Genomic DNA, 18,539 nt, shown 5'->3' on the forward strand with positions numbered 1-18,539 from the left:
CTTCGAGATGGGCAGCACCTTCAAAGGCAAAACTTTGCTTCACTGCCACGGTGACGTAGCAGTGCGTTTTCATACCGCTCCTGTTCTCAACTTAGTGGAACTACAGCAACAAATACAAGACCGGCAACTTTCATCAGCAGAATGTTATGAGATTTTTCGCACATTAGGACTGGATTACGGGCCTGCCCACCACGCCATTGATACTTTGTTCCTGTCCGCAGGCAAAGCTTCAAATCCACAGGTATTAGCAAAGTTAGTGATTCCTGATGCTGTCGCTCAAGAGCAGTCTCGATATGTCTTGCACCCCAGTTTGTTGGATGCTGGGTTGCAGTCCTGCGTTGGCTTATTGCTACAGACCAATTCCCCAGAATCGCTGCGGTTGGCGTTGCCATCGTCCTTGGAACAGATAGAAGTATACGATTCCTGTGCTGCCTTGATGTGGGCTTGGGTTCGTTTTGCGCCCCAAACCAAAAAACACAGCTCCATTCAACCCATAGACATCGATTTGTGTACTGACGACGGTAAGGTTGCAGTGCGGATCAAGGGCTTTGTGGCCCGCGAAATTCCCCAGCAGAACTTTGATGGAGCAGTCACTCAACTTCAACCAAAGCCTTTGAAAAGTCACGACATACCGCCAGGATTGGGTTCTGTCACCTTGAAACCAGTTTGGGAACCTGTGGCGATCGCACCTCAAGCAGAGCAATCAAAAGACAGCCCCACAGTAGTTTTTGGTGCAAACCAAACTTGGAAAAACCAGATTGCCGAACTCGATCGCGCCGCCGTGGTGGTTGACTCGGCAAAACCGCAATCCGTTGAGGAATTCTCCAAGCAACTCGAATTGCTAGGATCGATACACCGCTTACTTTGGCTGGCTCCGGTACCGATTAAATATGCCTTAGATGACGATCGCCTTGTCGATGAGCAGGAGTCTGGCGTTCTTCAGTTGTTTCGCTTGCTCAAATCGCTTTTTGAGAGCGGTTACGGGAAAAAAACCTTAGCGTTAACTGTTGTGACGAGTCAGAGTGTCGCGGTTCGCCCATTTGAAACTGCAAATCCAACTACAGCAAGCATTCACGGTTTAGTTGCAACCCTCAAGAGTGAATATCCACATTGGCGGGTTCGGTTACTGGATATTGACGGGGACGAGTTGCCATCTTTGGGTGAGTTATTTGCTAACAATGACACCACAGATTTTCCGTTAATTGCGAGGCGAGACAAACAATGGTTTACCCACAAGCTGATCCCCATCGCCTTTGAAAACAACGATTTTCCTGCTTATAAGCAAAAGGGAGTATACGTGGTCATCGGTGGTGCTGGCGGTGTTGGCGAAGTTTGGAGTCGGCACATCATTGAGAACTATCAAGCGCAAGTAATCTGGATCGGTCGGCGAGAACTCGACGATCAAATCCGCCAAAAACAGGCGAAACTAGCTGCATTCGGTTCCAAACCACTCTATATTCAAGCGGACGCTAGAAACAAAGCCTCTTTAGCAAAAGCTCTCGACGAAATTCGCCAAAGCTACAGTTGTATCAATGGCGTGGTACACAGTGCCATCGAGCTTCAAGACCAAAGTCTGGCGCAGATGTCCATTGCCCGTTTTCAAACTGGACTGCTGGCCAAGGCTGAAACCAGCGTTCGCTTAGTTCAGGTTTTCCAGCACGAGCCGTTGGACTTCGTTGTCTTCTTCTCTTCCCTAATCTCCTTCGGTGAATCCCCAGGACAAGCCAACTATGCCGCCGGGTGTACCTTCCTGGATGCCTACGCCCAACAACTTGGCAAAGAATGGGCTGTGTCGGTGAAAGTCATGAATTGGGGATATTGGGGCAACACTGGTGTTGTGGCTGACGCTACCTATCGAGAACGAATGCGGCAAAACGGCATTGGCTCCATTGAATCACAGCAGGCAATGGCGGCTCTAAATCGACTGCTGCAAGGACAAATCGATCAATTGGCATTCATCAACCTGCTCAAACCTCAAGCCCTTGAGTTTGTCATTGAAGATGAAGTGCTTTCCGTAATTGGTTTTGCCCGCAGTCAGGCTCATCCTGTGGTTGAGAACGTTACGCCTGAAATACGTTATTCTCAGCAATTGCAATTAATTCGCACCCATCGCACAGATGCCCGTGACGCACTGCTGCAAAACTTGTTACTTGCCAATTTGAGCGAGATGGGAGTTCTCAATTCTTCTCAGGGGCGGCTTACTTTTACTTACTATCAAAAGTGGCTTGACGAGAGCATCCGTCTGCTTCAACACAATGGCTTGTTAATTCCTCAGCAAAATGTCAGCAGCCTCGCAGAACTTTGGACAACTTGGCAAAAAGCGCGGCTGGACTGGGAAGGAAGCGCCAGCATGACAGCAGAAATCGAACTTGTGGAGAGATGTCTGCGCTCATTGCCAGATATCTTGAGCGGCAGAAAACTTCCCCAAGACGTGATTTTTCCGGAATCTTCCCTGCGCCTAGTCGAGCCGCTATACCGAGGCAATCCGATTGCAGATTTTTTCAACGAGGTGATTGCCGATGCAGTTGTCGATGCTATCAACAGTTTAGACAAAGGCAACGGGTCTATCCGCATCCTGGAAGTTGGTGCGGGAACAGGTGGAACCACCGTTGGTTTACTGCAAAAGCTTCAGCCTGATAGCGATCGCATCAGTGAATACTGCTATACCGATATTTCCCAGGCATTCCTCATCCATGCCCAGGAACATTACGCCATTGACTACCCATTTCTCAAGGTCGATCGCTTTAATGTCGAGCAGCCTCTTTCCATTCAGTCAATTCAGCCTGGAAGTTATGACATTGTAGTAGCAACGAATGTCCTCCACGCAACTAAAAATATCCGTCAGACTGTACGTAACATCAAAGCCGCCATGCGTGCAGGCGGGCAAATCTTTATCAACGAGATCAGTGGAAATTCTTTGTTTTCTCATTTGACTTTTGGCTTGCTGGAAGGTTGGTGGCGTTTTGAAGATGCTGAAATACGTATCCCAGGTGGCCCAGCCCTGAATTCTCATGCCTGGAAACAAATTTTGCAAGAAGAAGGTTTCGATACCGTCAAGTTTCCGGTGGAGTTTGCCCATGATTTAGGCCATCAGATTGTAGTTGCTACCAGTAATGGTGTCATTCGTCAACCTTTGTTGAGCAAGCCCCATATCGAGCCGGAATCTTTCCCCCAGACGCAACTCGATGATTCATCAAATGTGCAAATAAATAGTGTTGTGTCATTGCAGGAGCAGACTACAGAATTTGTTCGCCACACCTTATCACAAGCAACACGGACTCCAGCAAACAAAATTCGTCTCGATACGCCCTTTGAGCAATACGGTGTGGATTCAATTGTACAGGTGGGGCTGATCCAAAAATTGGAACAGGTGACTGGATCTCTGCCCAATACCATCTTGTTTGAATACAGCACCACCCGCGAATTAGTTGACTATTTATTAGCCCATCGCCAGGAATTTTTAACCGCCTCTTTCCCGACTCGAATTGACGAAACTCAGCCAACAAGCAGCAAAGATGCGCCACCCCCTAAAGTCTCTCCCCAACCGGCCCAAAACCCCATCGCGTCGGATACCGCGAACGCCAAGCAAAACGCAAGTAGATTTGTGCAGGACGACATTGCCATCGTTGGCATTGCTGGCCGTTATCCAGGTGCTAAAAATTTAGATGAATTGTGGGAAGTTCTGAGAACAGGACGAAGTTGCATTGTTGAGGCGGATAGGTTTCGGCGGTGGAATTTATCAGAGGATCGGCATTTTGGGACTTTGGGGCGATCGCACTTCGGCGGCTTCCTCGACGATGTTTACTGTTTCGATCGTCAACTATTCGGTATTTCCGAAGAAAGGGCGATGGCCATGCCCCCAGAGGTGCGTTTGTTCCTAGAAATTACCTGGGAAACCTTGGAAGCTGCGGGCTATTCACGGGCAGCTCTAAAACAGTTCCAGCTGAGGGAGAAAAAAGGCATCGGCGTTTTTGTCGGCTCAATGTACAGTCAGTATGCCTGGACTAATCCTTCTAGAAATGAAGCCGTCCTCAGTTCCAACGGTACGGAATGGCAAATTGCCAATCAGGTGTCACATTTTTTTGATTTCACCGGGCCTAGCTTGGTGCTGAATACCGCTTGCTCTAGTTCCATGACCGCAATCCATTTAGCTTGTGAAAGCTTGCGACAGGGCAGTTGTTCCATGGCCTTGGCTGGTGGTGTCAATTTGACTTTGGAACCTTCAAAATTTCTATCCCTGGAGCGATCCAACTTCCTTGGTTCTGGACAACACAGCAGAAGCCTTGGCGACGGCGATGGTATGATTCCCAGCGAAGGTGTAGCAGCGTTGCTGCTGAAACCACTCAGTTTGGCAATTGCAGACAACGACCGCATCGCAGGCATCATTAAAAGCAGCTTTGTGAATCACAGTGGCGGACGACAGGCATTTACAGCTCCCGATCCAGCCCAACAAACTCAACTGGTGCTGGATTCTATCGCCCGTAGTGGGTGCGACATTGAGACCATTACCTATGTTGAATCGGCGGCGAATGGCTCTAGTCTCGGCGATCCAATCGAAATCATTGCCCTGAAGAATGCCTTTGCAAAGCTAACTCACAAGACAGGTTTCTGTGCCATCGGTTCGGTTAAATCTAACTTGGGCCACTTGGAAGCCGCATCAGGCATTTCGCAAATCGCCAAGGTACTATTGCAGTTCCAGCACAAAACCCTCGTTCCCACCATCAACGCAACGCCTAGAAATCCCCGGATTAAACTCGAAAATTCACCATTTTACCTACAGGAACAATTGTCTCCCTGGGTTCCTCAGTCAAATTCTCACAATAGCGACCTACCGCGCCGTAGCTTGATTAACTCTTTTGGCGCAGGGGGTTCTTACGCCAACCTAATCGTGGAGGAATATCAACAGCAACCGTCAAATACCACATTTAGACCCGATACGAGCGAAACTTTACTTGTATTTGCTGCCGCTACCTACAAAGGACTACAGAGTTACTTAATACGGCTTCATGCTTATTTGCGAGAACATCCAGCGATTTCAGTAGCGGATCTCGCTGCGGCTCTACAGTTACGAGATTGCAACCTGGAGTATCGTTTAGCCGCCATCGCATCCTCAACCAACCAAGCCCTCAATGTAGTCGAGCAGTTAACACGTCACAATGTGGATGTTAGCAATTCGGGTATCTACACATCTTTTGGCAGCGCAGACTTGCCGATGCCAAAAGATGCTCAATTGCAATCCGCTATTGACGATCGCGACCTTTTCAGGTTAGCGCGTTACTGGGCTGCTGGTGCAGACATTGATTTTAGTCGGCTGAATCCCGTCGATCGCAAATCCTGTGTGGTGTTACCCGGATATGCATTTGAGCATGACAAGGAGTTTTCCTACATCATCCATGATTCCCAGGAAGATACCCAAGCAACGGCTGAGTCATCGGTATCGCAGACATCAAGGGTAATGACAGCAACATATCTTTACGACGAACCATTTCTCCAAGACCACACATTATTGGGCGATCGAGTTCTGTTAGGAGTTACTCATGCCAGTCTGGCGATAACAGACTTTTTCCAACGGTTTCCGCACCAGCGTGCTATTTGTTTGAAACGCCTCACCTTTGTTCAGCCGATAATTGTTGACCGAGGGGAAGCAGTGACCGTTGAAATCCACACCTCAGAAATTCCAACAGGATTGAGTTTTGACGCTAGATACCGCACCACCTCGAAACAATTGACGCAAACTGCGGCCACAGGACACTTGCAACCGGATTTGTACAAAGAGGAATACTTGGACGTGGAACGCCTGCTGGAGTCTTGCACTCCAATTAGCAATGTGGAATCCATCTACCACACTGTTCCCGCAATTCGTTTGGGGTCTAGTTTCAGGACGATTGAAAAATTATTCCGCACTAGTGATGGTATAATTGCCAGAGTTTGTTTGACCGAACAGAGCCGTCAAGAGTCCCATACCTATGCTTTACATCCTCTGGCGATCAACAGCGCTTTCCTGGCCGCAGCCCCCTTGCTTGCAGATGCCATTGGTAACGATTGTAACTACTTGCCGTTTGGTATTAAAGAAATTTATTGTGTCAAAGTTGACAACTGGCGATCGCTCGATGGTTGCTGGGTATATACTCGGTTAATCAAGAATTCTGGCGAACTGATTCTGTTTGATGCAGATATTATTTCTGATAACTCATTAGTGGTTGCCCGCTTGCGGGGTTGTTCGTTAAAGCTTCTCCATGAACGAAAAGAACCTCAACAAACTTCACCGGAATCACCGAAATCAGATTCAATTGACGCATCGATTCTTGAGACAAATCTGGCTGCCGATGTACTGCGTTATCTCATCGACAAAATCAACATCACGGCGCAGATATCAATCGACGAAACGCAAGTAAATACCAATTTAATGCAGCTAGGTTTGGGATCGACCGAATTAGTGGCGATGGCAGCCAGCATCGAACAGGATACTGGACTAGAAATAAATGCCACATTGTTTTTTGAGTATCCCAGCCTGATGGAAGTGACGAATTTTTTCCTAGACTCCCATGCAGCTGCTTTTTTACAACTACTTGGTAAAAGGAAAACGCAGCACGTCACCACTCCAGAAAAATCAGATAGATCGAGCCACGAAAAGCTGTCAGCAAACCTGCACGGCGACATTGCAGTCATCGGTATGCACGCTACCTATGCCGAATGCGAGGATCTCGATGGATTTTGGCAACTGATCCGTGACGGCAGAGATGTAATCCGGGAAGTGCCTCGCCATCGCTGGGATTATCGTCCCTGGTTCGACCCAAATCCTGGTTCTGAAGACAAAACCTACTGCAAATGGGGCAGTTTCATCAAAGATGCAGACAAATTCGATGCCGCCTTTTTTAATATTTCCCCGCGAGAAGCGATATGGATGGATCCGCAGAACCGCTTGCTAATGCAAAGTATGTATGCAGCAGCAGAAGACGCTGGGGTGGTTAATCAGTTGCGTGGCAGTCACACGGGTGTCTTTGCCGGCATCTGTTTTGATGATTACGCAGAGAAAATTGTCGAGTTGGGTTTGCCCCTTGATATTTATACCGGGACGGGACGAAGTGGCATCAGTGCCAACCGGATTTCCTTCTGGTTCGATTTTAAGGGGCCGAGTATGGTGATTAATACAGCCTGCTCTTCGTCTTTGGTGGCGCTGCATTACGCCTGTCAAGCACTGCGAAACAAAGAATGTGAAATGGCGTTTGTGGGTGGTGCTAACCTGTTACTCTCGTCGCTACACTACCGCTATTTTTCCAAACTAGGAGCCTTATCTCCAACTGGGCATTGTCATACATTTGATGCTGCCGCCGACGGTTATGTGCCAGCCGAATGTATCGCTAGTATACTGCTCAAACCCCTAGAGCAGGCAGAGAAAGATGGCGATCGCATCCACGCAGTCATCAAGGGATCTGCCTTTGCACACGGAGGCTACACGCCTTCTCTGTCTGCGCCCAGCGTCGCGGGTGAGGAAAACGTAATTGTTAAAGCCTGGGAAGATGCTGGTATAGATCCCGAAACACTAACCTATATAGAAGCTCACGGTACTGGAACCAAGCTTGGCGATCCCATCGAAACCAACAGTCTCAAGAATGCATTTGCTCGGTATACCAGTAAGACCGGATTTTGCGCCATCGGCTCGGTGAAAGCAAATATCGGTCACGCCGAAGGTGCTGCTGGCATCACCGGGCTAATTAAGGTAATACTACAGCTCAAACATCGTCAAATCCCTCCTCTCGCCAATCTCCAGCAGCTCAACCCTTACTTGAAGTTGGCAGGCTCACCGCTTTACATCAATCGCGAACTGACTGATTGGGAGAGCGTAGGCCTTAGACGAGCGGGTGTCAGTTCCTTTGGGTTTTCTGGTGCTTTTGCACACGCTGTTGTTGAGGAATACCGTAGTTGTACTGAAAAAGCCTATGAATTTTCCGGCCCCTTCCCAATCGTCATTTCTGCCAAAAACAACGAGTGCCTAAAAAGTCAAGTCGCCAACTTGCTGGCATTCTTAGAAGAAAATTGGTCTAAAAATCTCCAAGACGAAGAAAACTTCCTGGCAAACCTGTCCTACACGCTGCAAGTCGGACGAGAAGCGATGCAAACACGTCTCGGTTTTGTGGTCGAGTCCATAGCCGAATTGAGAAATAAGCTGCAAATGGCTGGGAAGGATTCGGATACCAAATCGGGATTGTTCTACGGAGACAGCAAATCTGGCAAGGAATATCTGGCTAATCTTTTGGCAAACAGGGATGTGTCTGAAGCGATGGCAGGTTGGATAAATAACTGTGAATATGCCGCTTTAGTTGATGGCTGGACTAAAGGTATAACCGTTGATTGGAGCAAACTTTACACCAAGGGATTTCCCCAGCGAATAAGTCTGCCTACTTATGCTTTTGCCCGCGAAAGTTATTGGATTTGCCCCCTTGATGGCGATGAGGAGGAGCTGAAGCCAGCGCAGTCAGATTTAGGGAAGCTGTACGCCTTGGTGCAGTGCTGGGATGCAATACCTTTCCTGAAAGCCAACCAGCCTTTTAGCGATCGCACACAGCAAACGCTGATTATTGGTGTAGATGCAAAACTCAAAGACGATCTGAGAACTTGCTTCCATCACGCATCTTATTTTGGCAACATGGCAAAAGAGCGGATTGAATCTCTCAAAGGCAGGTTGACAGATTCGCCTTGGCAGCACATTATCATTGTCGTTCCCGAAGATAATTGTTCGTTGCTAGATGATGGTGCAGTGTTGTCTGCACAAGAGAACGGCATACTTGCAGTCTTTCGCATCGTCAAGTCCCTGCTTTCGGCTGGCTACGCTACAAAAAATCTGGCTCTGACTTTGATAACGACGCAGATTGCCGCTATTAATCAAGATGAGTCGTCAAATCCGGTGCATTCCGCCGTGCATGGTTTTGCAGGTGTCCTTGCCAAAGAATTCCCTTCTTGGAACGTCCGCGTTTTGGATCTGCAAAAAGGGCGATCGCTTGCATCTGTGGATCTAGAACATTTTCCCGACCATAGCGCAGGCAAGATTTTTGCTTGGCGAGACGGGGAATGGTATCGACAGACTCCGATCCCAATGCGGAACGTTCCCACCCCTCAAGCTGATGAGTTTCATTCTGCTTATAAAAACCGTGGTGTCTACGTTATTATCGGCGGGGCGGGTGGCATAGGCAGTGCTTGGTCGCGCTTCGTTATGGAAAATTACGATGCCAAAGTCATTTGGATCGGTCGTCGGCAAATTGACGATGAAATTCGTCAAAAAATTGACACGTTAAAACAAATTGGTCAGACCCCAGAATATTTACAGGCTGACGCATCCAATCGAGAATCACTGACTCAAGCCTACAAGTCTATCAAATCTCGCTACTCCCAGATACATGGTGTCATTCATTCGGCTGTTGGGCAATTCGACCAAAGCCTCAGTGAAATGGACGAGAACCGATTTTGCTCAATTTTGTCATCCAAGATCGATGTTAGTGTGAATATGGCAAGCGTGTTTAAACACGAGCCATTAGATTTCATGCTATTTTTTTCCTCTATTATTTCTTTGACTAGGGGTGGGGGCATGAGTGGTTATGCCGCAGGCTGCGCGTTCAAGGACTCTTTGGCAATCGAGTTGAACCGTTGTCTGCCATTCCCTGTAAAGGTGATAAATTGGGGTTACTGGAACGTCGGCACTGGTAACACCATCCCTGACGCTACAAAAATCCGCATGAAACAGTGTGGCATTGAGCCGATCGCACCGCCACAGGGTTTAGAAGCGCTAGAAGCCTTTCTGGTGAACCCTCTGCATCAAATTGCTCTTTTAAAAACCACTCGTTTAGACAGACTTGATTTGGTCAAGGACGACGAGTGGCTTGATATTTATCCCTCAGTCAATCCTTCTTTTTTTGAATCGGCACTCAAGCAAATTCCCCGGCATTCCGATGGCGTTGCAGCCATAGCAAAGCAATATCTAGAACCGATTGCAGCCATAGAAACTTTGCTGGTGAAATTGCTGCATGGTACACTAACAAGCCTTGACTTGCTACATCCACGCGCCACTCTGTCACCCGCTCTGCCAGAATTCTATCAACTTTGGTTGCAAGAAAGTCGTCGGCTGGCCATCGCCCTCATCCCCGATGGTGTCCAAGGGAATCTCGCTGATATCTGGGACGAATGGAATCGCCAGAAAATTGATTGGGACAGTATGCCTCACATCCAGTCAATCGTCACGCTGGTGGATGTCTGTATGCGCGAACTTCCAGCCATTCTCAAGGCACAAAAGCGAGCAACAGATATCATGTTCCCCAATGGTTCCATGTCACTGGTAGAAGGAATCTATGAAAAAAATGCCATCGCCACGTATTTCAACGAACTGCTTGCCCAAACTGTAGTTAGCTACCTACAGGAACGCTGCCTGGTGGATGGATTGACACCTATACGAATTCTGGAAATTGGCGCTGGCACAGGAGCAACAACAACAACTGTATTACACCATCTCGAACCTTTTGGCAATCTGGTTGGCGAATATCTTTATACAGACATTTCCCCAGCATTTCTGGTGCGCGCAGAAAAACACTTGGCATCTAAGTATCCGTTTTTGCGGACACAATTGTTTGACGTTAACCAGCCTTTATCAAAGCAGGGCATTGCAATCGGCTCTTTTGATTTAGTTATTGCCACTAACTGTATCCATGCAACAGCCAATATTCGCCGGTCTCTACGTAACGCTAAAGCCGCCTTGCGCGGAGGAGGCGTGATTTTCCTGAATGAAATTACCCAAACTTCATTAATCTCCCACCTCACTTTCGGTTTATTGGCAGGATGGTGGTTAGCTGAAGATTCAGAGTTACGAGTACCTGGATCGCCATTTTTGCTAGCAGAAGACTGGAAACGAGTCCTCCAGCAAGAGGGTTTCCAAGCGATCGCTTACCCAGCACCTTTGGCAAATTCGTTGGGACAACAGGTGATTGTCGCTGTGAGTGACGGTGTTGTTCGCCAGCCAGAATCGATTTTTTCCGTACCTGACGCAAAACAGCAACCACTTAACAAGGAAGGCGCTGCATCTGCCAATACGGTTCTGGGAAAGGGGAAAGGGGAAAGGGGAAAGATTTTAAATACATCCTTTACCCATTACCCTTTAACCTTTTCCCAGACCACAAGGAAAGTTCATAGTGCCGATGCGAACCGTATTGCTGCATCTGCACTGAAGGAATTGAAGGAACAGGGGACGACTTACTTTAAACAACTGATCGGTGAGGTTTTGATGATGGATGGAAACCGAATCGATTCATCAGAACCCCTCGCCGTTTATGGTGTTGATTCCATAATCATCGCTCAGTTGACCAATGCGCTCAACAAACACTTTGAAGGTGTGAAACCAGGATTGCTTTTTGAAGCATCAACCATTGATGCCTTAGTCAACCATTTCGCCGAAACTCAACAAACAAACTTTGCGAAGCTGTTAAAATTGCAAGACCATCCTGCGCCGAAAGCAGCCATCCCAGAAAGCACTGCAAATAAGCAGCAGCCGTCTAGAGATTTTGCAGCCAAGACCATCGCCTTACATCAGTCGCGCGATTCAATCACAGATGCCATCGCCGTAATTGGTATGAGCGGTAGATTTCCCCAGGCTAAGACCCTAACAGAATTTTGGGAAAACCTGCAATCGGGAAGAGATTGCATCACTGACTTGCCAGATAACCGATGGAACATGGATGGCTTCTTTGAAGCCGATCCAAAAATGGCACGGGAACAAGGAAAAAGTTACTGCAAATGGGGCGCTTTTCTAGAAGACTTTGACGCTTTTGACCCGCTATTTTTTAATATATCGCCACGAGAAGCGGCTCAAATGGATCCCCAGGCTAGGATATTTTTGCAGGAATGCTGGCGTGCATTTGAAGATGCAGGATATTCCCCCTCAGGACTCGACGATGCGGTGCGCGAACGCACAGGGGTCTATGGAGCCGTCACCAAGGTGGGATTTAATACTTCTTTTGCCGCTATGGTCAATCGCGTCTCCCATGCAATGGATCTCCAAGGGGCAAGTGTAGCTGTCGATACCATGTGTTCCTCAGCCCTCGTAGCGTTGCACCAAGCCTGTGAAGGACTGCGGCGCGGCGACTTACAAATGGCGATCGTGGGCGCGGTCAATCTGTATCTCGATCCAAGGAATTATAAATATCTGTGCGAGGTCGGCTTGCTGGCTGAATCCAAGATGCCAAAAGTCTTTGGTGCAGGGGGAACTGGCTTTGTACCCGGAGAAGGTGTAGGAGCTGTTGTCCTGAAGCGTCTTGAGGATGCACGTCGGGACAACGATTCTATTGTGGCGGTTATTCGCAGCAGTGCCGTCAATCATAGCGGTCGAGCCAACGCTTACGGGGCCCCAAACCCGCTTCGCCAAGCTGAGGTTATTAGTCAGGCGCTCGATCGCGGTGGTATCGATCCCAGGTCAGTGGGTTATATCGAATCAGCAGCAATGGGATTGGAGATGGCAGACTCCCTGGAGTTGAATGCACTGAAAAAAGTGTTTGGCGATCGCAGTGAAGATCGTTGGCAATGTTACCGACTGGGATCGCTCAAATCGAGCATTGGACATGGCGAGTCCGTTTCGGGAATGGCGCAGTTTATGAAGGTCGTGCTACAGCTAAAACACAGAAAACTTTGTCCGACAAAAGTGGTTACACCGCTAAATCCAGATATCGATTTTGCCTCACTTCCCTTTCAGTTGCAGACAGAACTTGAGCCTTGGTCGCCGTTGACCATTGATGGCATCTGTTTGCCTAGACGAGCGGGCATTACTGCCCTCGGATCTGGTGGTGTCAATGCTCATTTGATTGTTGAAGAATATCAGCCACAGCCAAGTGAAGAGACTCTGAAACTTGCTCAGGATTCGCCCCAAATCATCATTTTATCTGCGAAGAACGACGAGCGTCGGCAAGCTCAAATATCTCAATTGGTCGAGTTTCTCCATCGCAATCGAGACGTTTCCTTGGCGGATCTTGCCTTCACGCTCCAAGTAGGGCGCGAAGCAATGGCATCGAGAGCGGCACTGGTTGTCAACAGCATCGAGGAGTTGAGGAGTGGCCTAACTCATCTTCTGATCCATACTAAAGGTAATTTGTCAAGTAGTATTCCTGTTTATGTCGGAAATATTAGCGAAACCGACAACTCATGGCAAACGCTACTGGCTGGTGGTGCCGACGCAATGGTGTTACAGCTATTCCTCGAACAACGGAACTACCAAAAACTTGCCCAGTTCTGGGTTCAGGGTGGCAAGATTCCTTGGGTGTCGCTTTGGGAAGAGAAACAGGTTCAGAGAATTTCTTTGCCCACTTATCCATTTGAGAAACGGTGTTTCTGGGAAGTTGCCAGCAGTATTAATTCAAATATATCTCTTGCAAAAAACACTTTTGCAAGAGTTGGGAAAAGGGAAAAGGTTAATGGTTCGACAAGCTCACCAACCGGGGAAGGGGACAATACAAAACCTTTACCCTTTCCCCCTTCCCCTTTTCCCGACTTATGCAAAAAGTCTAATGAAGCGAAGTTTAACGGGGCGATCGCACAGGGCAATTCCAACCCAAACGACGCAAGTTGCAGCGTGCAGGAAATTGTCACCGCAATTGTAGCTAAATCCATTGGCCTGAGCGAAAGTGAAATTACACCGCACCTATCGCTGTGGCAACTAGGCGTTGATTCGATTCGCAGTATGGAAATCGTACGGCGGCTACAAAAACGTCTCCACGTGGACATCGGGCATCGCGAACTAGCAGACTATGGAACCGTGGAAGCTCTGTGCCGATTAATTGAGCAAAAGCAAGCAGCGATCGCTCTGAACGTGACACCTGAAACAAAGTCAGTTTCCCAGCCAGAAACAACCAGCAAGGTGGTTGCATCGACTTTCCCTCTGTCTGAAGGACAACGCGGATTATGGCTGTTGCACCAGTTGGTTCCGGACATGACGGCTTACAATGTGCCTGTAACGCTACAATTCGATGGACTCGTTAATGTTAATGCCATCAAACAAGCAGCATCCTTCCTACTAGAGCGTCACCCGATCCTGCGATCGCAATTCCACACCGACGACAAAGGAAATCCCATCCAAACCATTAATCCGCACACGGAGTTTTTCTTCGAGGATGGCGATCGCAATTTTGTAACGGATGCAGTGTTACAAGAGCAGTTAAGAGCCGCCGCCCATCGAGTTTTTAATCTCGAAAGCGATCGACTTGTTCGCCTTCATCTGTTTCACCAGTCGCAGAACCGTCACCAGTTGCTAATTGTGATTCATCATCTGGTGGTTGACGGATCGTCTTTGCCGATTCTGCTGCACGACTTCCTACACGCCTACGCTGCGTTCTCAAAAAAAAGCCAACCGGCAATTGCTTCGCCAGAAAGCGCCGACTATGCAGATTTCGTTGCTTGGGAACAAGCATTTATCTGTAGCGAACGAGGCAAAGCCAGTCTATCCTATTGGCAGAAGCAACTGAGCGGTACTCTGCCACTGCTGGCGTTGCCATTTGACCGGGAGCGCCCCCCCAGCCAAACCTATGCAGGTACGACAATCTCCAGTAAGTTGGAGTCCAATACAACCCACCAGCTCCGGTGTTTGGCCAAGAATCAAAATGTCAGCTTGTTTGTGTTATTGCTGGGAATCTATCAGGCGTTGCTGGCTCGATATACGCTGCAAAACGACATTATTGTTGGCGTTGCAAGTGCCGGCAGACCTGAAGAGCGATTTGCCAACACCGTGGGCTACTTTATTAATATGGTTCCCATTAGAACGCAAATTAACGTCAAGGAGCCATTTGCTCAGTTGTTGCAGCGCCTCAAAATCACGGTAGCCGATGGACTGGATCGTGGGTACTTTCCCTTTCCCAAACAGGTTTCCGAACTTTGTATTTCTCGCGATCTAGCCCATTCTCCGGTATTCCAAACCTCCTTTGCAATGCAAAGTTTCTGGAGACCAGAAATAGAACAAACATTGCAAAATCAGTTGGAAGGGGTTTCGGTAGTAGCAGGGCCTAGTCCAGCAGGGGAAATCGAACTCCGCCTAGAAATCGTTGAACAATGCAACGAAATCTTGGTGAATATGGCGTATAATACAGACCTTTTTGAGCAAGCTACTATCATCCGGCTGGCAGAACATTTTGGCAACCTGGTAAAAGCAGTCTGCCAAAACCCCAATCAACCAATTCATAGCTTGGAGTTACTTAGTAACAAAGAACAAACAAAGCTGCTGAATAAATGCAGCATTGGCGATCGCGTCCCCAAAAAAGCTGATGACCTACAGAAATGCGTCCACCACCTATTTGAGATCCAAGCACAGAAAACACCCGAAGCAGTCGCAGTGATCCACAATCAGCGATCGCTCACATATGCGGAATTACATCGGCAATCTGCTGGATTAGCTAACCGCCTGCGAGACATGGGTGTTCTACCTGGCACGATTGTGAGTATATTCACTGAACGCTCCATTTCCCAGGTAGTGGCGATTCTTGCAGTTCTGAAGGCGGGGGCTGCCTACTTACCGCTCGATCCGGCTTATCCGCAGCAACGTCTGACCTTTGTCATCGAAGATGCAGAGCCGATGGTTATCTTGACTGAGGAAAAGCTGCGCGAGCAACTGATAAATCTGTTGGGGTCGGAGAAACAAAAACTGCCGATTTTGTACATAGAGCAGGGCGAAGTACCACAAGAAATTCCGCCCTCTCCCCTACTACCTGCAAACTCCCTGGTTTATGTCATTTATACATCGGGTTCTACCGGACAACCCAAAGGGGTAGCTATGGGACATGGAGCCGTGATGAATTTGATCCAGTGGCAAATTTCTCAAGCCGGAGAATGTCAAACACCCCGCACCCTGCAATTCGCATCGCTGAATTTTGATGTCTCATTTCAAGAGATATTCTCCACTCTGGGCGGCGGAGGTAGCCTGGTACTGATTGATGAAAACCTGCGTACCAACCCGGCTGAATTAGCTAAGTTAATCGAAGATCGGCAGATTCAGCGTTTGTATCTTCCCTATGTTGCTCTCAGCAGTCTTGCCGAACAACTCCGGATTTCCAAACGTTCTTTGCCTACCTTGCGCGAAGTGATTATCGCTGGGGAAGCTCTCAGAATCACCCCAGCAATTTCCCAGATGTTTCAAAATGCGCCACAATGCATTTTACAAAATCAATACGGGCCATCGGAAAGTCATGTTGTCACATCATTCACTCTGGAGCAGGATGTCAACTCTTGGTCGGTCTTGCCTCCCATTGGATGTCCTATTCCTGGTGTCGCCATTTACATCTTGGACGAACACTATAATCTCATGCCCATCGGCATCGCTGGCGAAATTTTTATCGGTGGTGAATGTCTAGCCCAAGGCTATCTCAATAACCCGGAACTTACTGAGCGCAAATTTGTCACCAATCCATTTGTTAGTCCGCCTGAAGGCTCTGTTCGAGAACGAATTTACGCCACGGGCGATGTCGGTCGTTACTTACCCGATGGCAATATTGAATATCTCGGTCGCCGCGACAATCAAGTTAAAATTCGTGGCTTCCGCATCGAACCTGGGGAAATCGAAGCTGTATTAGAGACACACCCACAAGTCCGCTCAACTGTGGTGATTGCAGAAGCAGACAATCCCAATTTTAAACGTCTAATCGCCTACATTGTCCCCCAAGTTCACCCCCCCATTACTAGCGAGTTACGGAGCTTCCTCAAACAGAAATTACCAGATTATATGGTGCCTTCTGCTTTTGTGTTCCTCAAAGCACTACCCGTAAACCCCAATGGAAAAGTAGACCGTCGCGCCCTTCCCAAACCAGAGCCAACTCTTTTGGATGAAGCTAATTATGTAATGCCAAAAACAGAGGTGGAAAAAATCATTGCTGAAGTTTGGCAAAAGGCACTGCAAGTAGAAAAAGTGGGGATTTGCGATAATTTTTTTGAACTGGGAGGCCATTCGTTACTTCTAGTCCAAATTAATCAACAATTGCAAACAGCATTGAGTTCGGAACTGTCAATACTTGATATGTTTAAGTACCCAACTATCCAGACTTTAAGTCAATACTTAAGCGGGAAGTTACCTCAACAAGATACATCCGAAAAAAATAATCCCCGCAACCAAATTCACAGTGATATCAAAGCTTTAAAAAACCGACAATTAGAACTCAGGCGACAGCACCGTTCTCGTAATCAAGAGTGAAAATATGGCAATGGATAACGTCAACAACAATGAAGAATTTAACAATTATGAAATAGCCGTTATTGCAATGACAGGTCGGTTTCCAGGAGCCAAAGATATTGATGAATTTTGGCAGAATCTATCTCTTGGGGTAGAATCTATTACTTGGTTTACAGACGATGAATTGTTAAAGGCTGGCGTCGATCCACATTGGTTGAGTAACCCAAACTATGTAAAAGCTAATGCTGTTCTCTCAGACTTCGAGCTATTTGATGCGAATTTCTTTGGTTATAGTGCTAGAGAAGCTGAGATCATCGATCCCCAACAGCGCCTATTCTTAGAATCGGCATGGACAGCTTTAGAACAGGCTGGTTACAATTCCCAAACTTACAAGGGTTTGATTGGTGTTTATGCGGGTCTGGGTCTGAATAGTTATTTACTCAACAATCTAACTCCAAACCGCGAACTTTTAGAGACCATCGATCCTTTGCAATTACTAATCTCCAGCGACAAAGATTTTTTGCCGATGCGGGTGGCTTATAAACTCAATTTGACAGGGCCGGCGGTGAATGTGCAAACGGCCTGTTCTACTTCTTTAGCTGCTGTTCACTTTGCTTGCCAAAGTTTGCTCAACGGGGAATGTGACATGGCTTTGGCTGGGGGAGTTTCTCTCAGCTTTCTGGAAAACACGGGTTATTTGTATCAAGAGGGCATGATTTTATCCCCCGATGGACACTGCCGTGCTTTTGATGCCAATGCACAGGGAACTATTGGCGGTAGCGGTGTCGGAATTGTTGTCTTGAAAAGGTTAAACGAAGCTCTAGCTGATGGAGATTGCATCCAGGCAATTATTAAAGGTTCAGCTATCAATAATGATGGTGCTTTAAAAGTGGGTTACACTGCTCCCAGCATCAACGGTCAAGCGTCAGTAATTGCTGAGGCTCAAGCTGTGGCTGGAGTAGATGCCGAGACAATTTCCTATATCGAAGCCCACGGAACTGGCACGCCTTTAGGAGATCCGATTGAAATCGCCGCTTTAACCCAAGCTTTTGCTCAAAGTACCGATAAAAAAGGCTTTTGTGCCATTGGTTCGGTGAAAACAAATGTTGGACATTTGAATGCAGCAGCAGGTGTCACAGGTCTGATTAAAAGTGTAATGGCGCTACAACACAAATTGCTGCCTCCTAGTTTGAACTTCTCGATACCCAATCCCAAAATTGATTTCGCTAATAGTCCTTTTTACGTCAATACAACTCTTAGTGAATGGAAAACCAATAACATTCCTCGCAGGGCTGGGGTTAGTTCTTTTGGTATGGGAGGTACTAATGCTCATGTAATTATAGAGGAAGCACCTGTTTTTGGG

At 47.6% G+C, this 18,539-nt stretch carries 2 protein-coding genes; both read left to right on the forward strand.

Translation table 11 applies throughout. The annotated features are described in order from the left end of the window. Positions 1 to 7 precede the first annotated feature (7 nt). A complete protein-coding gene (locus GNE10_RS03745) occupies positions 8 to 17,197 on the forward strand; it encodes an amino acid adenylation domain-containing protein (RefSeq protein ID WP_397324696.1) in 17,190 nt (5,729 codons plus the stop codon). A 4-nt stretch (positions 17,198 to 17,201) separates the two neighbouring features. Next, positions 17,202 to 18,539: type I polyketide synthase (locus GNE10_RS03750; protein WP_185563712.1), on the forward strand; the 1,338-nt coding region annotated here is incomplete at its 3' end.

The sequence above is a fragment of the Nostoc sp. 2RC genome (assembly GCF_014222165.1).
Lineage (GTDB): Bacteria > Cyanobacteriota > Cyanobacteriia > Cyanobacteriales > Nostocaceae > Nostoc > Nostoc linckia.